A 16,721-nucleotide genomic window follows, 5' to 3' on the forward strand; every position below is an offset into this window, starting at 1 on the left:
TATCGTGGGATATTACAGCACGATCAGACCACACGACTATAACGGTGGATTACCCCCAAACGAATCGGAAAATCGATTCTGGAAAAACTCTAAACCCGTGGCCAGTTTTAGTTGACCACTACACGTGGCGATGGCCGACATGGATTGTCCAGTCTGTGGCGCCCCGCCCTATGCCCAAAAACACAATCATGCAGCTGAAGAGATTGCGATGGTACATAAAGCTGCTGCCGCTGAGTCTCGCAAGATTGAGCGCGAACAGCGTGAACTGGTGCAAACCATCACTTCTCTTGAAGCTGAAGTAGGAGGTCTACGTCGGATTATCAGTCAGAAAGAAAACGAAATCGACAGACTTCGCCATGAAATTGAGAAAGCGCGTCCACATGAAGCCTCTCTACGAAAGAGTTATGAGACATACGCCTTGAAGCGCGTCGAGATTATAAAAATCCTCGACCTCTATAAACGTCGCGCACGGCTGTTTTCCCGACGAGCTGAAATCGACGCCGAACCAACCAAATTCAAAAGCGATGTTCCATCGGCTGGGCCAGACTCAACTACATTATTCAAATTCGGAGAGACGGTGAAGGCGGTGTTAACCGCATGGCACTTCCCTGATGCCGACAAGGTGCAGTTCGGCGAGAAAACCCTGGATATCACGGTTGCTGGTAAGCCTCGTGCTGCCAACGGCAAAGGTGTTAGGGCAGTTCTCCATGCCGCATTCAATGTTGCTATCATCATTTTCTGCATCAAGAATAATCTTCCCCACCCTGGATTCCTCGTTCTCGACACTCCGCTGCTAACTTATCGTGAACCGATGATCTCTCGATATGGAGAGTTGTCCGACGATGAGAAAGCGCTCAAGAAAACCGGTCTCGCAGAACATTTTCACAAGCACCTCGCCAGGTTGGAGAACGAGGTGCAGTTTATCGTGATCGAAAACTCTGATCCACCTACTGCCATCCGCAACCTGGCCCGGATTGATACGTTTACTGGCCTCGAAGGAAATGGACGCTTTGGTCTGCTAGAAAAACAAGCCTGATTATGTAGTTAGTGGCCTGAAGTCGGCCATGGCTTTTAGTACTCGTGAACATTCGGTGCCTACCGGGGTGCAGTTCGTCAATCCAGCGTCGGAGTACGTCGCTGCAGGGGTACCCAAGAGCTCTGCGAGTGCTAAGCAGGCTGCAACCATGGGTCAAGTAGTGCTCCACGGCCACCGTCTTCTGTTCGGTCGTATTTCAGCCGCGAACGCACATAGCGCGTCGGTAAATGATGAGATTGTTCATATTCTCGATGCCAGCTTTTGAGTGCATTCTTTGACGGGAAACCCAACTGACGAAGCGTAGCTACGGTACATTTACCGAGTCTGATGTAGAGCCTAACCGCTCAAATGCGATCTTTGTATGAATACATGGACTACCTCCAAAGTAGTCCAAGTTTTCGTCCGCACCCCCGTAGGATTTTTGCGACAGACCAAGACAGATTCAGCACGACCGGAGCGGAGTAGGTGGCTCTTGACTGTATCTCGAATGAGATACATAATGAAGGCTAGTCTGGCACTAGGAGAATTACGATGGCTGCTCAAACATCCATGCTGCACATCCGTGTAGACGACAAGCTGAAGGCCGATGCGACCGAAAAACTCGCCAACGTTGGGCTGTCCGTCTCTGATGCTGTGCGGATATTCCTAACCCGCGTTACCAAGGAAGGCGGATTGCCGGCGGGCCTGACCGTCGACCCGGAAGCCCATGAAAAATGGTTCCGAGCCAAGGTGCATGAGGCTCTGGCCGATGACCGGCCGGGTGTAGCACATCAGCAGGTAATGGACGAGGCGCAAGCCCTGATCGATAGGAAGCGCCGTGCCCGAGCTTGAATGGTCGCAGCCGGCCCGAGCCGATCTATTGGCGATTGTCGATTACATCTCGGACGACAATCCCGACGCCGCACAATGGCTGAAAGACGAGATCGAGGCCAAAGCCGCGAAGCTGCCAGAGCATCCGAGGCTCTACCGGCCTGGTCGGATTGAGGGTACTCGGGAAATGGTCGTCCGGGCAAACTACATTGTTGTTTACATGGAAGACCCTTTTACCGTGCGCATCCTGCGCGTACTGCACGCAGCGCAGCAATGGCCGCCAGTTCAGGAGTAAGAGGCAGGACTATCGAGATCCGTCACGGCGGTGGCAATGTTTATGCCGATCTTGAATTTCCTAACGCCGAAGCAATACGTGCCAAGGCGCAGCTTGTCGCGCAGCTCGGACAGGTTATTTAGTCGCGGCAATGGTCGCGGAACAGGCAACTGCCGTGATCGGCTTGCCTGCGACCGAACTTGAGCAGGTCATGCACGGCCATTTCCATCCCTACCTAGTCGAGGATTTAGTTAGTTGGCTCACCCGAGCCCGCAGCGGGAAACTAATTACAGATAATTGAAGCCGCTTCCAATGTGTCGGGCAAATATTTTGTTGACGCATCTTTTCTTAGAGAGCGGTGGTTTTCTAGATATGGCGCGCAACGCGCACTGAGGCATTAGCTAAACTGGAAGGGTACTCAGTAGCTGGCTAGATTAGTTTATAAAATCCGAAATAAATTCACTAAAAGTATCACTTTTATGTCTTTTATAAACCACAATTCCTGACTTAAAAGTAAGCGTCAACTCAGTGACGTATTGACGCTTATTCGGCAGGTATTATAAGGTTCCACGGCAGGAGATCTTTGATCTTATTGATGGAGTGATCGGACGTCTAGTACAGTCCGGCACCAGATAGCAAAAAGAGCACCTAAGTCCGCGTAAATGCGGGATTTTTTGATTTTTTGTGCGGCACTGTCTGGCAAACTTTCGCATAGCCAAGCATCATTTTTTTATGGCATGGTAGAGGGTATCGAATGAACCTGATGCCATGCTTGGCAGTTGATACCATGTCACTCAAAGTTAGTGAGGCATGGTATCAAATTTGTTTAACTCGTTGATCTATATGAATTTATATGGGGAAATTACGGGTGTTCTGAGCATGGTATTTTGACGTGGAGAGCTACCCAACCCATGCTGACCGATACCAAGCTGCGCAACCTCAAGCCACAGGACAAACTCTATAAGGTGAACGACCGTGACGGCCTCTATGTAGCCGTGACGCCTACCGGGTCGATCTCGTTCCGCTACAACTACTCGATCCATGGCAGGCAGGAGACCATCACCTTCGGCCGCTACGGTATTGGTGGGATCACCCTCGCAGAAGCCCGTGAGCAGCTGGGCGAAGCGAAGAAGATGATTGCTGCGGGGAAATCGCCCGCGAAGGAAAAGGCGCGGGACAAGGCTCGCGTCAAGGATGCAGAGACGTTCGGCGCCTGGGCCGAAAAGTGGCTGCGCGGCTATCAGATGGCCGAATCCACGCGTGACATGCGCCGCTCTGTCTTCGAGCGTGAACTGAAGCCGAAATTCGGCAATCAGAAACTGGCGGAGATCACCCACGAAGACTTGCGGACGCTGACCGATGCCATCGTGGAGCGAGGCGCACCGGCAACGGCAGTGCATTCCCGCGAGATTGTATTGCAGGTTTATCGTTGGGCCATCGAGCGCGGCCAAAAGGTTGAGAACCCGGCCAATCTGGTACGTCCTACGACCATCGCCAAGTTCGAGCCACGCGACCGTGCGCTGACGCCCGATGAAATCGGTTTGATGTACCAGTACATGGAGCGTATCGGCACGACGCCTTCCATCCGGGCGGCAGCCAAGCTGTTGCTGCTAACGATGGTACGTAAGAGCGAGTTGACCAACGCGACCTGGAGCGAGATCAACTTCAGCCAGGCGCTTTGGACGATCCCGAAGGAGCGGATGAAGCGACGCAATCCGCACCTGGTGTTCCTGTCCCGGCAGGCGCTGGACATTTTTATTGCCCTCAAGACCTTTGCCGGAGGATCGGAGTACGTGCTTCCGTCGCGGTATGACTCGGACCTGCCTATGAGCAGCGCCACGCTCAACCAGGTGCTAATGCTGACGTACCGACTGGCGCAGAAAGAGGGAAAATCGCTCGCCAAGTTCGGTCCACATGACTTGCGGCGAACGGCCAGCACGCTGCTGCATGAGGCCGGCTACAACACGGACTGGATCGAAAAGTGCCTGGCGCACGAGCAGAGAGGCGTCAGGGCCGTCTACAACAAGGCCGAGTACCGTGAGCAGCGTACGGCGATGCTTCAGGATTGGGCGGACATGATTGACGAATGGACGCTCAAGAAGCCAAGCCTGAAACCGTGAATTTGGATGGGAGCGTGGAGGACTTTTCTTACCCACGCAGTTTTAGCCGCTAAAAAACTCCATCGTTCAACCTCTTTAGCCGGCGGTAGCCGGCCAGCCTCGCAGAGCAGGATTCCCGTTGAGTGCCCCCGGCGCGAATAAGGGACAGTGAAGAAGGAACACCCGCTTGCGGGTGGGCCTACTTCACACATCCTGCCCGCCTCACGGCGTTGTTTACACCAAGGAAAGTTCTGGTCGCGTTCTGTGGATTTCTCTGTAAACGCCGAGCCGAACGTGTGTACGCGTCTAATGCACGGAATTACAAGAAAAATCGGAGGTTTCCTGCCAATTTCCGCGTGAATTCCTCGACAGTTCCCCGTGATTTCCACACGAGCAAAAAGGTCCAGGTCGCAAAGGATTTACCGGCCATGTCGCTTCGTTGGTTTCAGGTGAAACCTCTCGGGGATTGCGGCAATTGCCTTAGAGGCGGCCTGGCGTTCGATGCCCAGCCTTCGTGCAATCTCCGACTGATTGTGTCCTGACCATTGGAGCATCAGCATCTGCTTTTTACGGTCAGACAGTTTTGCGTCCACCATTTGCCGCGCTTGATTGCGGAGTTCGACTGTGTCTGCCGGTTGTAAGCATTGACCCGCCACGTAGTGAAAGACGTAGCTATCAACCAGTTGATCCCCCGATTTAACTTGGGGAGTGGCGGGCTTTGCGCTTTGCTGGCTAAGCCTGGCCAATTCGAGATCGAACTGAGCGACTGATCGCTTCGCTTGCCGGTAGGCGGGATTCCATGTGCCACTTGGCAACCTTGGTCGGTGATCCAGGCAGTATTGGCTGCTCAGTCGAAGTTCTTCTTCCAGATCATTGGCCTTCGGGGTGTCGCTCCCGTCAGCGTACAAGGCGAGTTCGGTGAGTGAACCACAGAACCTGCAAAAGCTTTGACGGCGTTCGCCATTCAGGCGTGTGGTGCGTACTCGGGACTTTGCCGGCCGCTTGCAGGCACAGTCCCATACCAACTCGATCAACGTTTCCTGCGTCGCTATAAACCGCTCGTCTCTGGCCGTCCCCTTGTTCTCCGTTTTAATGAACTGTCGCAGCAACTGCCGCTGTAGGCGAACCATCGCGTCAAGCCCGACCAACCGAATAATCTCGCTAAAGCTCACGCCTGTTCCTGCACCTGGCAGGTGGCACAAGTAGCGATGCGGCAGCGTCGCCGTATACGCGGCCACGGCGGGGTCGATCAGCTCCTGTATTAGTCGAACTATGGAATAGCGCTTTGAATACCTGGAGTACGGGTGCCAGCGATCCTGAAGCTGACCAATGGCTTCTGAGACTGTAGGGTCGCATCCGTCCCAAACCGTTATGGTCGATTTATTTTTCATGTCAACCATTATCGCCAATTATTAGGCTGATGCAATACCGCGTTGCAAGGCATGATCAGGCACACATTAGAAAGTGTCTGACGGAGGTCAATGCATGCAGGCAGCGATGAACAAAACCCTCATTAACAAGAAAAAACTACTGGCGATGATCCCGCTGTGCGAGCGCACGATTTACAACCTGGAGCAACGGGGAGAATTCCCCCGCCGGATTGCGCTCACTAGCCGAAATGTCGTGTGGGATTTGGCGGACGTCGAGGAATGGATTGAGGCCCGCAAGTTGTCGGGCATCCAGGCCCGTCGCCCCGGAATGGGGGGCTAAATTGTGTCCATTGATTTGCGGGCGGCCTTCGAGAATGAGCCGCCTGTGCTTGACTTCATATGGCCTGGCTTCCTTGCGGGAACAGTTGGAGCGCTGGTAGCGCCTGGATCCACTGGCAAGAGCTTTTGGGCGCTGGAAGCGGCAATGTCCATTGCATGCAGCGTTGCGGGTGGTGACCTTGTGGGCTTCAACCCACAGCACGCTGGCCGCGTGATCTACCTGGCTGGAGAAGACCCGCCGGCGGCGCTTGTGTGCCGAGTTCACGCTATTGGCAAGTACCTTGATCAGCAGGCTCGGGAAGCCATCGCGGAGAACCTGAGCGTTATGCCGATCATGGGGCAACGCATGGACGTGATGAAAGAATCAGAGTTGGCCCGTCTAATTGAGACTAGCGCTGGTGCTCGGCTGATTGTGCTCGATACTTTGAGTCGGATTCACGGCTTGGATGAGAACAGCAACGGCGACATGGCGCGTCTTGTCGCCACCCTTGAGTACGTCGCGGCCAGCACCGGCGCATCAGTCCTGTACCTGCACCACGTCAGCAAAGGTAGCGCCCGCGAGGGCCTGGCCGATCAGCAGCAGGCCGCGAGAGGCGCGTCAGCTCTAATCGACAATGCCCGCTGGTGTGGCTTCGTGGCGAAGATGACCGCGGATGAGGCCAAGCGTCTGAGTGATCGCGTCTATGAGCGGCAGCCCATCGGCAACGAGCGGCGCGGCTACTTCGTGCGCTTCGGCGTATCCAAACAGAACTACGACGCCACCGAACTTGATCGCTGGTATTTGAGGCACGCCGGCGGCGTGTTGCGGCCGGTAGAGCTAGTGGACGTGAAGAAGGAGAGCAGCCTGCACGTCGTGAATGGGAGGGACGATGAGCGGTGGTAATGCCGTGACCCCTACCAGTACGAGCGCGCAGGCACGGGTGATGCTCTATCAGCCTAGTCAGCGCCCACGCCTGCGCGAAGGAATTTGGGTGGACACGTCTTTCGGGCGCTGCCGCGTCACCGGTAGGTTAGGGCAGCGGCACGCCGATATTGTCGAGGCAGTCTTGTACTGCGCTGAACGTCGGCGCGATATCTCAGATGGTGGCGTTGAGCTTCTGGTGGACCCCGCCCGTGTGCGAAAGACACTGTCTGACAGCCGGTACAGCTTTACGCAGATCGAAAAGCTGTTGGTTGAATTACGCACCGCGACGATCACAATCGAGACCCCGCAATTCGATTTTCCAATCATCGGCGGATTGATTGACCATGTTATCCCTTCGCCCATGACACGTCCCGATCCCCTGACGGGGGGAGAGCGGAGCCTCTGGCGGGTGCGGCTTGGTGTTGCGCTTGTGATGCTGCTCGAACATGATTTGAGCTTGTACTACGACCCGGCCCCTATTGCTCGCCTACAGCATGGCATCAGCCAAGCCGTCGCAAGGCACGTCTTCAGCCACAAAGTCGAGCCGACTGGCGGATGGTATCTGGACACCATTATCGTGGCAGTAACCGGGGAAGCCTCAAGTCAAACCATGCGCGATGCTCGTCGAAGGCTCAAAGAGGATGCTGAAAAATTACGGCAGATTGGGCTTGCGATTGACGGCGACCGCATCAGGAAGAAGGGCGCAGGCAACACCTAAAGCGTGGCACAGCCGCCCGATGGCGTGGCACACCCGCCCGATAGCGTGGCACAGTCGCCCGAAACGTGGCACACCCGCCCGGAGTTAGCTGGATATTCAGGATATTCAGATCCTGCGCGGCACAGCCCGCGCTTGATGCGCGGTCCGGCCTTGCCGGTCGGCCGTTGGCCGATGGTTGTACGCCAAGAAAAGGGATCAACTGCCGGGTGCGCCTACATCTCCTCCTGGCGTTCAACCTAAAACGTCGGTTTGCCGGTTTCGCTACATAAAGCGTCCCACATCCGCTCAATGTGGACGCAATAGGGGGCGTTCAGATCAAATGCCCCTTCCAGAGCGCACAGGGCGGCCAGGAGGCCATCAAAAGCGGCTAGGCAATGGGGGTTTGTAGCCTTATGACCGGAAAATCTCACCACGGGACGCACAGCGCGTTTTCAGGCTGGCGCCGGTTGCGACTGGTCCGCACGGAGTGAACCGGCGGCCTGATATCGGTAAGAATATTATTATTCTTCTTTCCGCGAGAGGCGGCCCCTCAAGTGTCAATGAAGTCGATACAAATCAAGAACATGGAAATGCGAAAGCACGGAAAATATGGGCTTTTCTGCGTTCACACAGGCCGTTCGTTGACAGTTCCGGTCTTCAGGTGCGGAAGTCGAGTCGAGCCGGCCCAGGCCGCTTTACCAGGTTTTCGGCTCTGAGTGCTTGTATTCGCCACGGCGCAAGCATTGCGCGACCAGGTCGTCGCGCGACTTGCCTGCCGGCAAGGTTTTCCAATAATCCGCTTTGCATGTTTCGTCGCTCACGTCGTACTGCTTATCGGCGCTGGCATCGTCACCGCAACCGACCAACACTGATCCTATCAGCACGCCAACCACAAGCCCCTTCAACACCATCACTTCTGCCTCCATACGAGATATCGGAGGCGGCATGATAGCCGGACCTCCTCATTGCGCAGAACAGGGCAGCCACCGTTCTTTAGCGGCTAAAACCCAATTCCTCGGCGTCCAAACAACATTCCAATCCAGAGAGATTGTTCCCAGCGGTCCGCAGCGCTCGCTCCTGCAACTTCGAATTCGGATCGGCTGCATCTGCAAACAGCGTGTGGAAATCGCGGGGAAATGTCTAGGAATTCGCGCGGAAATTGGCAGGAAACTCTGTGTTTTCCTGTAATGCCGTGCATTTGACGCGTACACACGTTCGGCTCGGCGTTTACAGAGGAATCCACAAAACGCAACCATAACTTTCCTTGGTGTAAACAACGCCGTAAGGCGGGCAGGATAGGTGAAGTTAGCTAATCGGCGGAGCCGATTAGCTAACTTCACTGTCCCTTATTCGCGCCGGGGGCACTCAACGGGAATCCTGCTCTGCGAGGCTTGCCGGCTACCGCCGGCTCGTGAAGTTCGGCTGATTACAGCAAGCGAGATGGAGGAGAACGAAAAACGTTGCCGGCTAAGCAGCGCCTAGCAATCTGTAGTCCCTGCACCTTTGAAGAACTATTTCTCATGTCAACCATTTTTGCCAATTATTAGGTCGATATGATTCCGCATTGCAGGGCAATATCAGGCACACATTCGAAAGTGACTGATGGAGGTCAACGCAATGCACGCAAAAACAAACAGCTCCCTGAGCAACAGGCGAGAGCTACTCACTGCGAGGCCGCAAAATTTAGCGGCTAAAATCGCTCTCTCCATCGTCGTGACCTTTGGCGTCGTCTCAATGCCCGCGCATGCCGGCATCCCGGTCATTGACGGACCCAACCTGTCGCAAACGACCGTCACCGCGATTCAACAGGTCGCGCAGGTCCAGAAGCAAATCGAGCAATACGCAACGCAGTTGCAGCAGTACGAAAACATGCTGCAAAACACGGTCGCGCCCGCCGCCTACATTTGGGATCAGGCACAGTCCACCATCAACGGATTGATGCAGTCCATCGACACCCTGAATAACCTCACCAATCAGGCCGGCAGCCTGCGCTTACCTGGGCAAGTTCCAGGACGTGTCCTACTACAAATCCTCGCCGTGCTTCACCTCGACCGGCTGCTCTGACGCCGAACGCGCCGCGCTGGAAAAGACCCGCGCCTTGGCTTCACAGTCGCAAAAGGCTGCAAATGATGCGCTGTTCAAGGGCATCAAAGATCAGCAGGAAAATCTAAAGTCGGATGCGCGCCAGCTCGAATGGCTGCAATCGCAGGCGCAGGGCGCAAAAGGGCAGATGGAAGCCATCGGCTACGCCAACCAGATCGCCAGCCAGCAGTCTAACCAGCTCTTGCAAATCCGTGGCCTGCTTCTCGCGCAGCAAAACGCCATCGGTGCGCAGTTGCAGGCCCAAACCGACCGTGAGGCGCAACAGGAAGCCGCGCATAAGGCATCGACGGAACCCAGGATCGGGAAGACTCCCAACCCGAAAAACTGGCTGCAAGTGAAGCCGTAGGAGGGCCAGAACATGAAGAAATCAACGGTCCTCTTGACCGCCGTTCTCGTCGCATTGGTCGCCGGCTGCGATAACAAGCAGCCGGTCCAAATGCCCGAGGTGAACGCGGCAAACTGCGCGCCCGACCGCATCCAGAAAATCGAGGATCGGCCAACGCGCGAGCAGTTCGCCGGCGCGTGCTCCCGCCGGTCGGTGATTGCACCGACCGAGAATCCCAAGAACTGGCTGGAGGTGAAACCATGAAACGAATGGCGTTCGCCCTTAGCGTCGGCCTGGCCTTCGCATTGTTCTCAACGGGTGCCTCGGCCGAGCTGACCAATCAGGGCATGCTTGACCAGGTGGTGACGGAATTCGCCAGCAAGGCATCGAGCTGGAAAACGGTCATCATGGATGCCGCGACGTGGCTTTTCTGGACCCTGGGTACGATTTCCCTGGTATGGACGGGCGGCACACTGGTCATGAAAAGGGCCGATGTTGGCGAGTTCTTCGCGGAGTTCGTGCGCTTCATCCTGTTTTTCGGCTTCTACCTTTGGCTGCTGCGAGACGGGCCAGAAATCGCATCTGCGATTATTCAGTCGTTGCAGCAACTCGGATCGAAAGCCACCGGCATATCGTCCGTGACGCCCTCCGGCATCGTCGATGTGGGCTTTATGATCTTTCAGCAGCACGTCAAGAATTCGTCCCTGTGGAGTCCGGTTGATACCGTCATCGGGGCAATTCTTAGCATCGGAATCCTGCTGCTGCTCGCCACCATTGCAGTCAATATGCTGCTTGTTCTGGTGTCCTCCTGGTGCCTGATGTACCTGGGAATCTTCTTCCTCGGCTTCGGCGGCTCGCGCTGGACCTCTGATATGGCGATCAACTACTACAAGACCGTCCTCGGGGTTGGCGTCAACCTGCTTGTCATGGTCGCTCTGGTCGGGATCGGCAACGACATGCTGACCGGGTTTTACGACAAGATGGGCAAGGGCACGCTCAACTTTGAAGAAATGGGCGTGATGCTGGTTTTCTGCCTGGCGCTGCTGTTGCTCATTAACCGGGTGCCGCCTCTGATCTCCGGCATCATCATCGGCGGCGGCGTTGGCGCGGCCGGTGGTCTCGGTAACTTCGGAGCTGGCGCGGTTGTAGGTGCAGGCATGGCGGCCGCTCAAGCCGCCGATGGCAGCGGCGGTAGCTCTGGTGGTGGTAGTTCCTCTGGTGGCGGAAAAGCCGGCCAGATCGCGAAAGGCACGGTCGCCAACCTCGCCAAAGGCATCGGCTCGATGGCCTCAGCCAAGGCCAGCAGCATGGCCGACGCGGCCAAGAGCCGGATTGCGGAAACCGCCGGCGGCAAGCTCGCTGCGACGATCAAGGCGGCCAGCAGCTCGACCGCTGACAACAGCCCTTCCAACTCGAATGACAATGCGCCGGCAGACGCCGGCAATGATGAGGTCGCAGCGTTCGTAAACCGGCCGCAGGCGACCTAAAGCGCGTCGGCCGACGATGCAACGCCGGCCGACACTTCCACTATCCACCTGTGAGAGAGGTGAAAAATGGCAACTGTATATCCTAACGGATTTTCCCAAGTCGTTCATCACGCGGCAGCGGAATTGAACGCTATCGACTGGCTCGACCAGGCAACCGCGCGAGAGCTAGGGCCGCTGGCCGAAGCCACGGCCAATATGTTCATGGTGCTGTTCTACCAGGCCGAAACGGGCCTCGCGACACGCGATGACTTCCTGAAAGCCAGGACTCAGATTCAGAACGTTCTGAGTGCTCACAACGGCCGTTTTCAATAAATCGGAGGCTTTATGGACTTTTTCCCCCCGCAATCATTCTCTGATCTGCTGATCTTCTGGGCACTGATGTTCGTCGTCATGCTCGGGTTTTATTTCCTCGGCCGTCTCATCTGGGCATTGGGTTTCGGGCCCCAGGCCACGGCGATCGCGGACAAGATGGAACGCATACAGCAGACCGTCATGCAGCCAACCGGGCAACGTCTGATCGGAACCGCTGACCAGCTTTCAAAGCTACAAGGCTGGCCTTTCCACAATCGCAGCCGCCGCTAATCTTCCCTTCAAGGTATCCCGACAACAAGGGCGGCCAGTGTGCCGCCCTTGTTATTTCGCCTTGTCTTCTCCACGTGTGTCCCAGCTCATTTCGCCGCGTCCCTGGCCTTGTTGAACCAGCCGGCCACGTCATCGACCTGGTAGGCGCGGAACTGGCCGCGTAGCACTCGCGAAAGCGCAGACGTTGACAGGCCCACCACGGCGGCCGCCTGTTTTCTGGACCATTGCCGTGCCTTGATAGCGTCGTTCAGTTGCATGATTAGGCGCGACTTAGCCAGCATCCCCTCGGCGTCGGGTATGTCGAGATCGGCGTAGACATTGCCGCTGCTTCTGAAAAACTCAATATCGCCCTGGTCTGGCACGGATAAGATAGATTTCTGAAGCATGTGGCCTCCCTTTATTGCAGTCTGTCGCGGTCGCCGGTGAGTATTTTCCGATAGCCGCTCTCCGTCATCCATTTTGCCCGCCTTAGATGATCTTCCCAGCAATGGCGGGTGCGCTCCGGTTCTGCCACAGGGTCACGGTGCTGCACGATTTGGGCGACTTCCTGCCAGTTCGCGCCGTCTGCCTCAGCGTCGAGAAGCCGCATATAGGTGACAAAATGGGCCTCGTCGTAAGGGGTGATCCTGTCGGACCACGGCACTTCGTCGGCAACGTCAGGATCGACCTCGGGCATAGCCTGTCTCCGGTTCGTCAGGTGTGTGGGGTCGGTATGGCTGTTTCCCCTGGCGTACCCCAGGTTTTTAGCCATACCTTGACCTCGGCCAGCGTCAAATGCCGGCTGTTGAGCCGGTAATCCTTCCAGGCCCGCAGCGCGTCATTCGTGAAGCTCTCCCGTGCCTGGTGGCGGTGCTCGTGTCCGTCCATCATGCCGCCACCTGGAAAATCTCCGCCACCGAGCGGCGCACCGTCTGATGCATCCGCTCGCGCGTGGAAAACGGCGCAGGCTCGGCGGTGTCGGTCGCGAGCTGGATGCGGAAGGCGTCGGGATCGCGGGAGGCATCCACCACCGTTTGCATGGCGAAGCGGATCACTTCCGCGCCGCTGCATCCGTTTTTGCGGCAGGCAGCGAGAAAAGCCGCTTTCAACTCCGCATCGACGGGTATCGACATGCGGAGCATCTTTGCCATCGTCTAATCCTCCTGGTTGAGCCTAGCCGACAGCCGCGTCAGGAGGTCCATTCGCTCATGCAAAATCGCCACGATCAATGCTGCCGCATCTTCGCGCGGCAGGCAAAAGACGTAGTGATGTTCACAGCGGGCCATCCGCAGCGCCGGGTAGATTTCGCTCATGTCCTTGAAGGGGAGGTGTCCGTCAGCGAGGGCGGCAATCCCATGTTCCAACTTGGCGATATAGCGTCGCACCTGGGCCGCGCCCCACTCCTTCCGCGTGTAACGGATGATGCCGCGTAGATCGGCTTCGGCTTCGGTCGTTAGGACGTAGGCCGTCAAGCGCGGTCCCCGTCAAGTTCCTCATTGAGAATTTCTCCGACGCTCTTGGTGGACACCTTGCCGGCTAGCCCGTCGCTGACGCGCGTGCGCAGCAGGTTTTTCAGCTCCTGCCATGCCTGCTCGGCGTCCGCATCACCAGGAAACAGGCGTTCCAAGGCGTATTGCTTGATGGTCTTCCCCTGCAAGGCGGCCAGAGCCTTGAGGCTTTGGTGCTGCTGGTCCGTTATGTCGATTGTCAGGCGACTCATAAGATAAGCTCCGCAGATTACACAAACCCACATTAGCATATATGTAGGCGGGAAGCCACTGTCTGCCAGGGGCGCTGAAATTGTCTTGATAGCTCATTAGATCCGGGGAAATGCGCTAGGCGCATATAAATCCGGCTTTCGAAATTGAGCCTGGTGAGCTACCATGGGCGCATTAACCTATACCCAAAGGAGCCATCTTGAGCACAAGGAACGCACGGCGTGTCGGTTCGATGCTGGCCGGGATCGCACGCCAGGCGGGCGGGCTGACCGATGCCGAAGCCGAGCGCTTCGAGCAGCTCCGTGACAGGACGCCGGCCGAGCCGATGAGGTTTGACGACGCCCCTGTCCTCAAGGTCGCCCGCGTCTATTTGCGCGTCAGCACTGACGCGCAGGACCTGGAACGCCAGGAAAGCCTCATCGAGGGCGCGCGGGCGGCCGGTTACTACGTCGCCGGCGTCTACCGTGAGAAGGCATCCGGCGCACGCCCCGACCGTCCCGAGTTGCTGCGCATGGTTGCGGACCTACAGCCCGGCGAAGTGGTCATTGCGGAGAAGATCGACCGCATCAGCCGGTTGCCGCTGGCCGAAGCTGAGCGCCTGGTTGCCGCGATCCGGGCCAAGGGCGCACGTCTAGCCGTTCCTGGTGTTGTAGACCTGTCCGAGTTGGCTGCCGACGCGCACGGAGTCGCCAAGATCGTGCTGGAATCGGTTCAGGACATGCTTTTGAAACTGGCCTTGCAGATGGCCCGCGACGATTATGAAGATCGCCGCGAACGTCTGAGGCAGGGGATTGAGCTGGCTAAGGGGGCAGGCAAGTACCGGGGACGCCGTGCCGATCCGAAGCGCCGTGCCCAAGTGATCGCATTGCGCCGCTCCGGCCACAGCATCAACAGGACGGCCGAGCTTGCCGGCTATAGCCAGGCGCAAGTGAAACGGATATGGGCTGAAGTCAGTCGGGCTGAAGCGGAGCGCATGGGGGCTTTTCAGGAAGGCGCTTTGACCGAAAGGGACGCCTTGGCTGCCGCCAACCACAGGGACGCGCAATCATGACGAACGACCACGAACTGCACGTGCGAGAGCTGACGCCGGCTGAGATTGAGGCGCTACGCCAAGAGATGAGGCAGGTTATCGAATGGGCAAAAACCGAGTTGGCACGCCGATCAAAGGCCCCAAAGTGCACGATGTACATTATTTCCAATTGTGAATAAAATTCATAATCTATAGATGTTCTAATTGACTCTGGGGAGGGGCGGGCATGACTGCGTATACTGTTCAAATAAAAAACTGCAACAGCATCGAAAGTGCTGAAATTTCGATCACCAAGGGCACGCTAAACATAAAATATGGGCCGAATGGATTGGGCAAAAGCTCAATTGCAAAAGCAATTCTGGCGGCAGTGGCCGACGACGGCACAGTCCAGTGATTGAAGCCCTTTAAATATCGTGCGCTTGAGGGGCAATATGATCCGACCGTAACGGGTGTCGAAGACATAAAATCAGTATTGGTCTTTGACGATTCCTATGTTTCCCAATTTACTTTTCAGCGGGATGAAGTTCTAAAAAATAGTTTTGAAATTTTCATAAAAACCGATGCTTTTCTTTCTGCCATGCAGGAAATAGAAACTCTATTCCATGGAATAAGATCGGCGTTTGATGGCAATGAAGACTTGAGCAACGCCATATCTGATCTGAAAGAGCTTCGTGATGCATTCGGAGTTACGAAGACAGGAGCGCTTTCTAAGTCAAGCAAAGGCTACAAAGCATTTGGCTCCGGAAATAAAATTGCGAATATTCCAGATCACCTCAAGTCATTCGAGGACTTTATTAAGAGCGACCAGCCAGCAACGTGGATAGCTTGGCAGACAAAAGGGAATTCATTTTTAGAATTGTCAGATAACTGTCCCTATTGCTCTTCAAGTTTTCAGGGAACTGATAAGAAGAACGTAGCGCAATCAGTTGCCAAGGAATATGACTCAAAAGCCATAGAGCATTTAAGTGTGTTACAGGCAATAATTGGAAGATTGGGAAAATATTTTTATGATGCTTGCCGTGAGAGATTGGAGAAAATAACAAAATCAAAAATTGAGCTTTCTCTGGAAGAAACAAATTTTTTGAGCGCGCTTAGGGGTGACGTTGAAACGCTTATCACCAAACCCGAAGGGTTGCGTTCCATCTCATTTTTTGCGCTTCGGGACGTCGAAAAAATAGAAGACGAAATTGGTAAGCTGAAAATCGACCTCGGCTTGCTTGAGAGACTTAATTCGGCGGGGACTAAATCTGTTGTTGATCCCATAAATGCAAAGCTCCAAGAACTGGCAGATAAGGTGGGAGACCTGAAGGGTAAAATCAACAAGCACAAAAAGCTGATTGAGAAAACTGTCACAGAAAATCAAGATGGCATCAATGGTTTCTTGAAGTCGGCTGGTTATAAGTACAGCGTCGTTATCAAAGCTGAAGTCGACTCTTACAAGATGAAACTGGTGCATCAAGATCACGATGAGCATATTGAAACGGCCGCACAGCATCTAAGCTATGGAGAAAGGAATGCCTTCGCTCTTATACTATTCATGTATCAGGTTTTGAGGGAAAAACCTGGACTGGCAGTCTTGGATGATCCCGTCTCAAGCTTTGACAAGACGAAGAAATTCGCTATTTTGAATGAGTTGTTTAGAGGTAAGGCAAGCCTTCGCGATACAACCGTCCTCATGCTGACCCATGATATCGAGCCTGCCATAGATGTTATTCGTGGCGTTAAGCGGCTATTTCAGCATCCTAAATAACTGATCCTAATATCGCTACATTTTTACCAACCCATGATTCCCACCGGGGAATGGGCTGACAGTATTCATAAAGTGACGCACTTTTTTCAGTAACTGCCACATTGAGCGGCACTGGAGGTTTCGGGTTATCGTTTCGTGCAGCGCCTGCCACAGCCGTTCAACATGATTTACCCAGGGCGAGTAAACCGGCTGATAAATAACACGAAACTTCGGATTCT

22 protein-coding genes and 2 pseudogenes are annotated in these 16,721 nt (G+C 55.3%); 15 read left to right on the forward strand and 9 right to left on the reverse strand.

Going from position 1 to position 16,721, the window contains the following annotated elements:
- Positions 1-124: 124 nt before the first annotated feature.
- The 4 genes from DES54_RS17210 (at position 125) to DES54_RS17230 (ending at position 4,240) form a co-directional block, all read left to right on the forward strand.
- On the forward strand, positions 125-1,036 hold the full coding sequence (locus DES54_RS17210; protein WP_170132587.1) for a hypothetical protein: 912 nt from the start codon (positions 125-127) through the stop codon (positions 1,034-1,036).
- Positions 1,037-1,567: 531 nt separating this feature from the next.
- Positions 1,568-1,867, forward strand: a complete 300-nt coding sequence (locus DES54_RS17220; protein WP_113869471.1) for a type II toxin-antitoxin system RelB/DinJ family antitoxin — start codon at positions 1,568-1,570, stop codon at positions 1,865-1,867.
- Positions 1,854-2,141 (forward strand): type II toxin-antitoxin system RelE/ParE family toxin, encoded by a 288-nt coding sequence (locus tag DES54_RS17225; RefSeq protein ID WP_113869473.1) that lies wholly within the window; start codon positions 1,854-1,856, stop codon positions 2,139-2,141. The genes DES54_RS17220 and DES54_RS17225 overlap by 14 nt, the downstream gene beginning before the upstream one ends.
- 890 nt (positions 2,142-3,031) lie before the next feature.
- Positions 3,032-4,240, forward strand: a complete 1,209-nt coding sequence (locus tag DES54_RS17230; RefSeq protein ID WP_113869475.1) for a tyrosine-type recombinase/integrase — start codon at positions 3,032-3,034, stop codon at positions 4,238-4,240.
- A gap of 398 nt (positions 4,241-4,638) precedes the next feature.
- Here the strand turns inward: DES54_RS17230 and DES54_RS17235 are convergent, their stop codons facing one another.
- Positions 4,639-5,619, reverse strand: coding sequence for a LuxR family transcriptional regulator (locus DES54_RS17235; protein ID WP_113869477.1), 981 nt, complete (start codon positions 5,617-5,619; stop codon positions 4,639-4,641).
- A gap of 85 nt (positions 5,620-5,704) precedes the next feature.
- Here DES54_RS17235 and DES54_RS17240 point away from each other — a divergent pair, with 85 nt between their 5' ends.
- Genes DES54_RS17240 through DES54_RS17250 form a run of 3 tightly spaced genes read left to right on the forward strand, consistent with a single transcriptional unit; the run spans position 5,705 to position 7,550 of the window.
- Positions 5,705-5,929 carry a helix-turn-helix transcriptional regulator gene (locus DES54_RS17240; protein ID WP_113869479.1) on the forward strand — a complete coding sequence of 75 codons (225 nt, stop codon included), beginning with the start codon at positions 5,705-5,707 and terminating at the stop codon, positions 5,927-5,929.
- A 3-nt stretch (positions 5,930-5,932) separates the two neighbouring features.
- Positions 5,933-6,811 carry a helicase RepA family protein gene (locus DES54_RS17245; RefSeq protein WP_113869481.1) on the forward strand — a complete coding sequence of 293 codons (879 nt, stop codon included), beginning with the start codon at positions 5,933-5,935 and terminating at the stop codon, positions 6,809-6,811.
- Positions 6,798-7,550 (forward strand): ABC transporter ATPase, encoded by a 753-nt coding sequence (locus DES54_RS17250; RefSeq protein WP_113869483.1) that lies wholly within the window; start codon positions 6,798-6,800, stop codon positions 7,548-7,550. The genes DES54_RS17245 and DES54_RS17250 overlap by 14 nt, the downstream gene beginning before the upstream one ends.
- 674 nt (positions 7,551-8,224) lie before the next feature.
- Here DES54_RS17250 and trbK (DES54_RS17255) read toward each other — a convergent pair.
- Positions 8,225-8,476 (reverse strand): entry exclusion lipoprotein TrbK, encoded by a 252-nt coding sequence (trbK, locus tag DES54_RS17255; protein WP_205680241.1) that lies wholly within the window; start codon positions 8,474-8,476, stop codon positions 8,225-8,227.
- 787 nt (positions 8,477-9,263) lie between these two features.
- Here trbK (DES54_RS17255) and trbJ point away from each other — a divergent pair.
- From trbJ to DES54_RS17280, 5 genes and pseudogenes are all read left to right on the forward strand, one after another.
- A pseudogene (gene trbJ, locus DES54_RS17260) lies at positions 9,264-9,978 on the forward strand (P-type conjugative transfer protein TrbJ).
- A 12-nt stretch (positions 9,979-9,990) separates the two neighbouring features.
- Entirely contained in the window at positions 9,991-10,221 is a 231-nt protein-coding gene (gene trbK / locus DES54_RS17265; RefSeq protein ID WP_113869487.1) for an entry exclusion lipoprotein TrbK, read from the forward strand.
- Complete coding sequence (gene trbL, locus DES54_RS17270) at positions 10,218-11,444, forward strand: P-type conjugative transfer protein TrbL (RefSeq protein ID WP_113869489.1); 1,227 nt, start codon at positions 10,218-10,220, stop codon at positions 11,442-11,444. Before trbK (DES54_RS17265) ends, trbL begins: the two co-directional genes overlap by 4 nt.
- A gap of 66 nt (positions 11,445-11,510) precedes the next feature.
- A complete protein-coding gene (locus DES54_RS17275; RefSeq protein WP_113869491.1) occupies positions 11,511-11,756 on the forward strand; it encodes a type I toxin-antitoxin system ptaRNA1 family toxin in 246 nt (81 codons plus the stop codon).
- Positions 11,757-11,768: 12 nt separating this feature from the next.
- The gene (locus DES54_RS17280) at positions 11,769-12,026 is read left to right on the forward strand and encodes a hypothetical protein (RefSeq protein ID WP_113869492.1); all 258 of its coding nucleotides are present in this window, start codon (positions 11,769-11,771) and stop codon (positions 12,024-12,026) included.
- A gap of 86 nt (positions 12,027-12,112) precedes the next feature.
- Here DES54_RS17280 and DES54_RS17285 read toward each other — a convergent pair whose 3' ends face one another.
- The 6 genes from DES54_RS17285 to DES54_RS17305 are packed head-to-tail and all read right to left on the reverse strand — an operon-like array spanning position 12,113 to position 13,725.
- On the reverse strand, positions 12,113-12,412 hold the full coding sequence (locus DES54_RS17285) for a helix-turn-helix domain-containing protein (RefSeq protein WP_169050432.1): 300 nt from the start codon (positions 12,410-12,412) through the stop codon (positions 12,113-12,115).
- A gap of 11 nt (positions 12,413-12,423) precedes the next feature.
- The gene (locus DES54_RS17290) at positions 12,424-12,702 is read right to left on the reverse strand and encodes a DNA -binding domain-containing protein (protein ID WP_113869496.1); all 279 of its coding nucleotides are present in this window, start codon (positions 12,700-12,702) and stop codon (positions 12,424-12,426) included.
- A gap of 17 nt (positions 12,703-12,719) precedes the next feature.
- On the reverse strand, positions 12,720-12,896 hold the full coding sequence (locus DES54_RS18640; RefSeq protein WP_169050433.1) for a hypothetical protein: 177 nt from the start codon (positions 12,894-12,896) through the stop codon (positions 12,720-12,722).
- Positions 12,893-13,156 carry a hypothetical protein gene (locus tag DES54_RS17295; RefSeq protein WP_113869498.1) on the reverse strand — a complete coding sequence of 88 codons (264 nt, stop codon included), beginning with the start codon at positions 13,154-13,156 and terminating at the stop codon, positions 12,893-12,895. Before DES54_RS17295 ends, DES54_RS18640 begins: the two co-directional genes overlap by 4 nt.
- A 3-nt stretch (positions 13,157-13,159) precedes the next feature.
- Positions 13,160-13,477 carry a type II toxin-antitoxin system RelE/ParE family toxin gene (locus DES54_RS17300; protein ID WP_113869500.1) on the reverse strand — a complete coding sequence of 106 codons (318 nt, stop codon included), beginning with the start codon at positions 13,475-13,477 and terminating at the stop codon, positions 13,160-13,162.
- Entirely contained in the window at positions 13,474-13,725 is a 252-nt protein-coding gene (locus DES54_RS17305) for a type II TA system antitoxin, ParD family (RefSeq protein WP_113869502.1), read from the reverse strand. Before DES54_RS17305 ends, DES54_RS17300 begins: the two co-directional genes overlap by 4 nt.
- Before the next feature lie 323 nt (positions 13,726-14,048).
- Here DES54_RS17305 and DES54_RS17310 point away from each other — a divergent pair, with 323 nt between their 5' ends.
- The 3 genes from DES54_RS17310 to DES54_RS17315 all read left to right on the forward strand — a co-directional run bounded on the left by DES54_RS17310 (position 14,049) and on the right by DES54_RS17315 (position 16,503).
- Positions 14,049-14,774, forward strand: a complete 726-nt coding sequence (locus DES54_RS17310) for a recombinase family protein (protein ID WP_113869504.1) — start codon at positions 14,049-14,051, stop codon at positions 14,772-14,774.
- 205 nt (positions 14,775-14,979) lie between these two features.
- On the forward strand, positions 14,980-15,147 hold the full coding sequence (locus tag DES54_RS18705; protein WP_205680242.1) for an AAA family ATPase: 168 nt from the start codon (positions 14,980-14,982) through the stop codon (positions 15,145-15,147).
- Positions 15,148-16,503, forward strand: a complete 1,356-nt coding sequence (locus DES54_RS17315; protein WP_205680243.1) for an AAA family ATPase — start codon at positions 15,148-15,150, stop codon at positions 16,501-16,503. It begins immediately after the preceding gene.
- A 15-nt stretch (positions 16,504-16,518) separates the two neighbouring features.
- On the opposite strand, the pseudogene DES54_RS17320 reads toward DES54_RS17315, so the two are convergent.
- Positions 16,519-16,721, reverse strand: a pseudogene (locus DES54_RS17320) (IS630 family transposase); the annotation flags it as partial.

It is taken from the genome of Brenneria salicis ATCC 15712 = DSM 30166 (genome assembly GCF_003315515.1).
Taxonomy (GTDB): Bacteria; Pseudomonadota; Gammaproteobacteria; order Enterobacterales; family Enterobacteriaceae; genus Brenneria; species Brenneria salicis.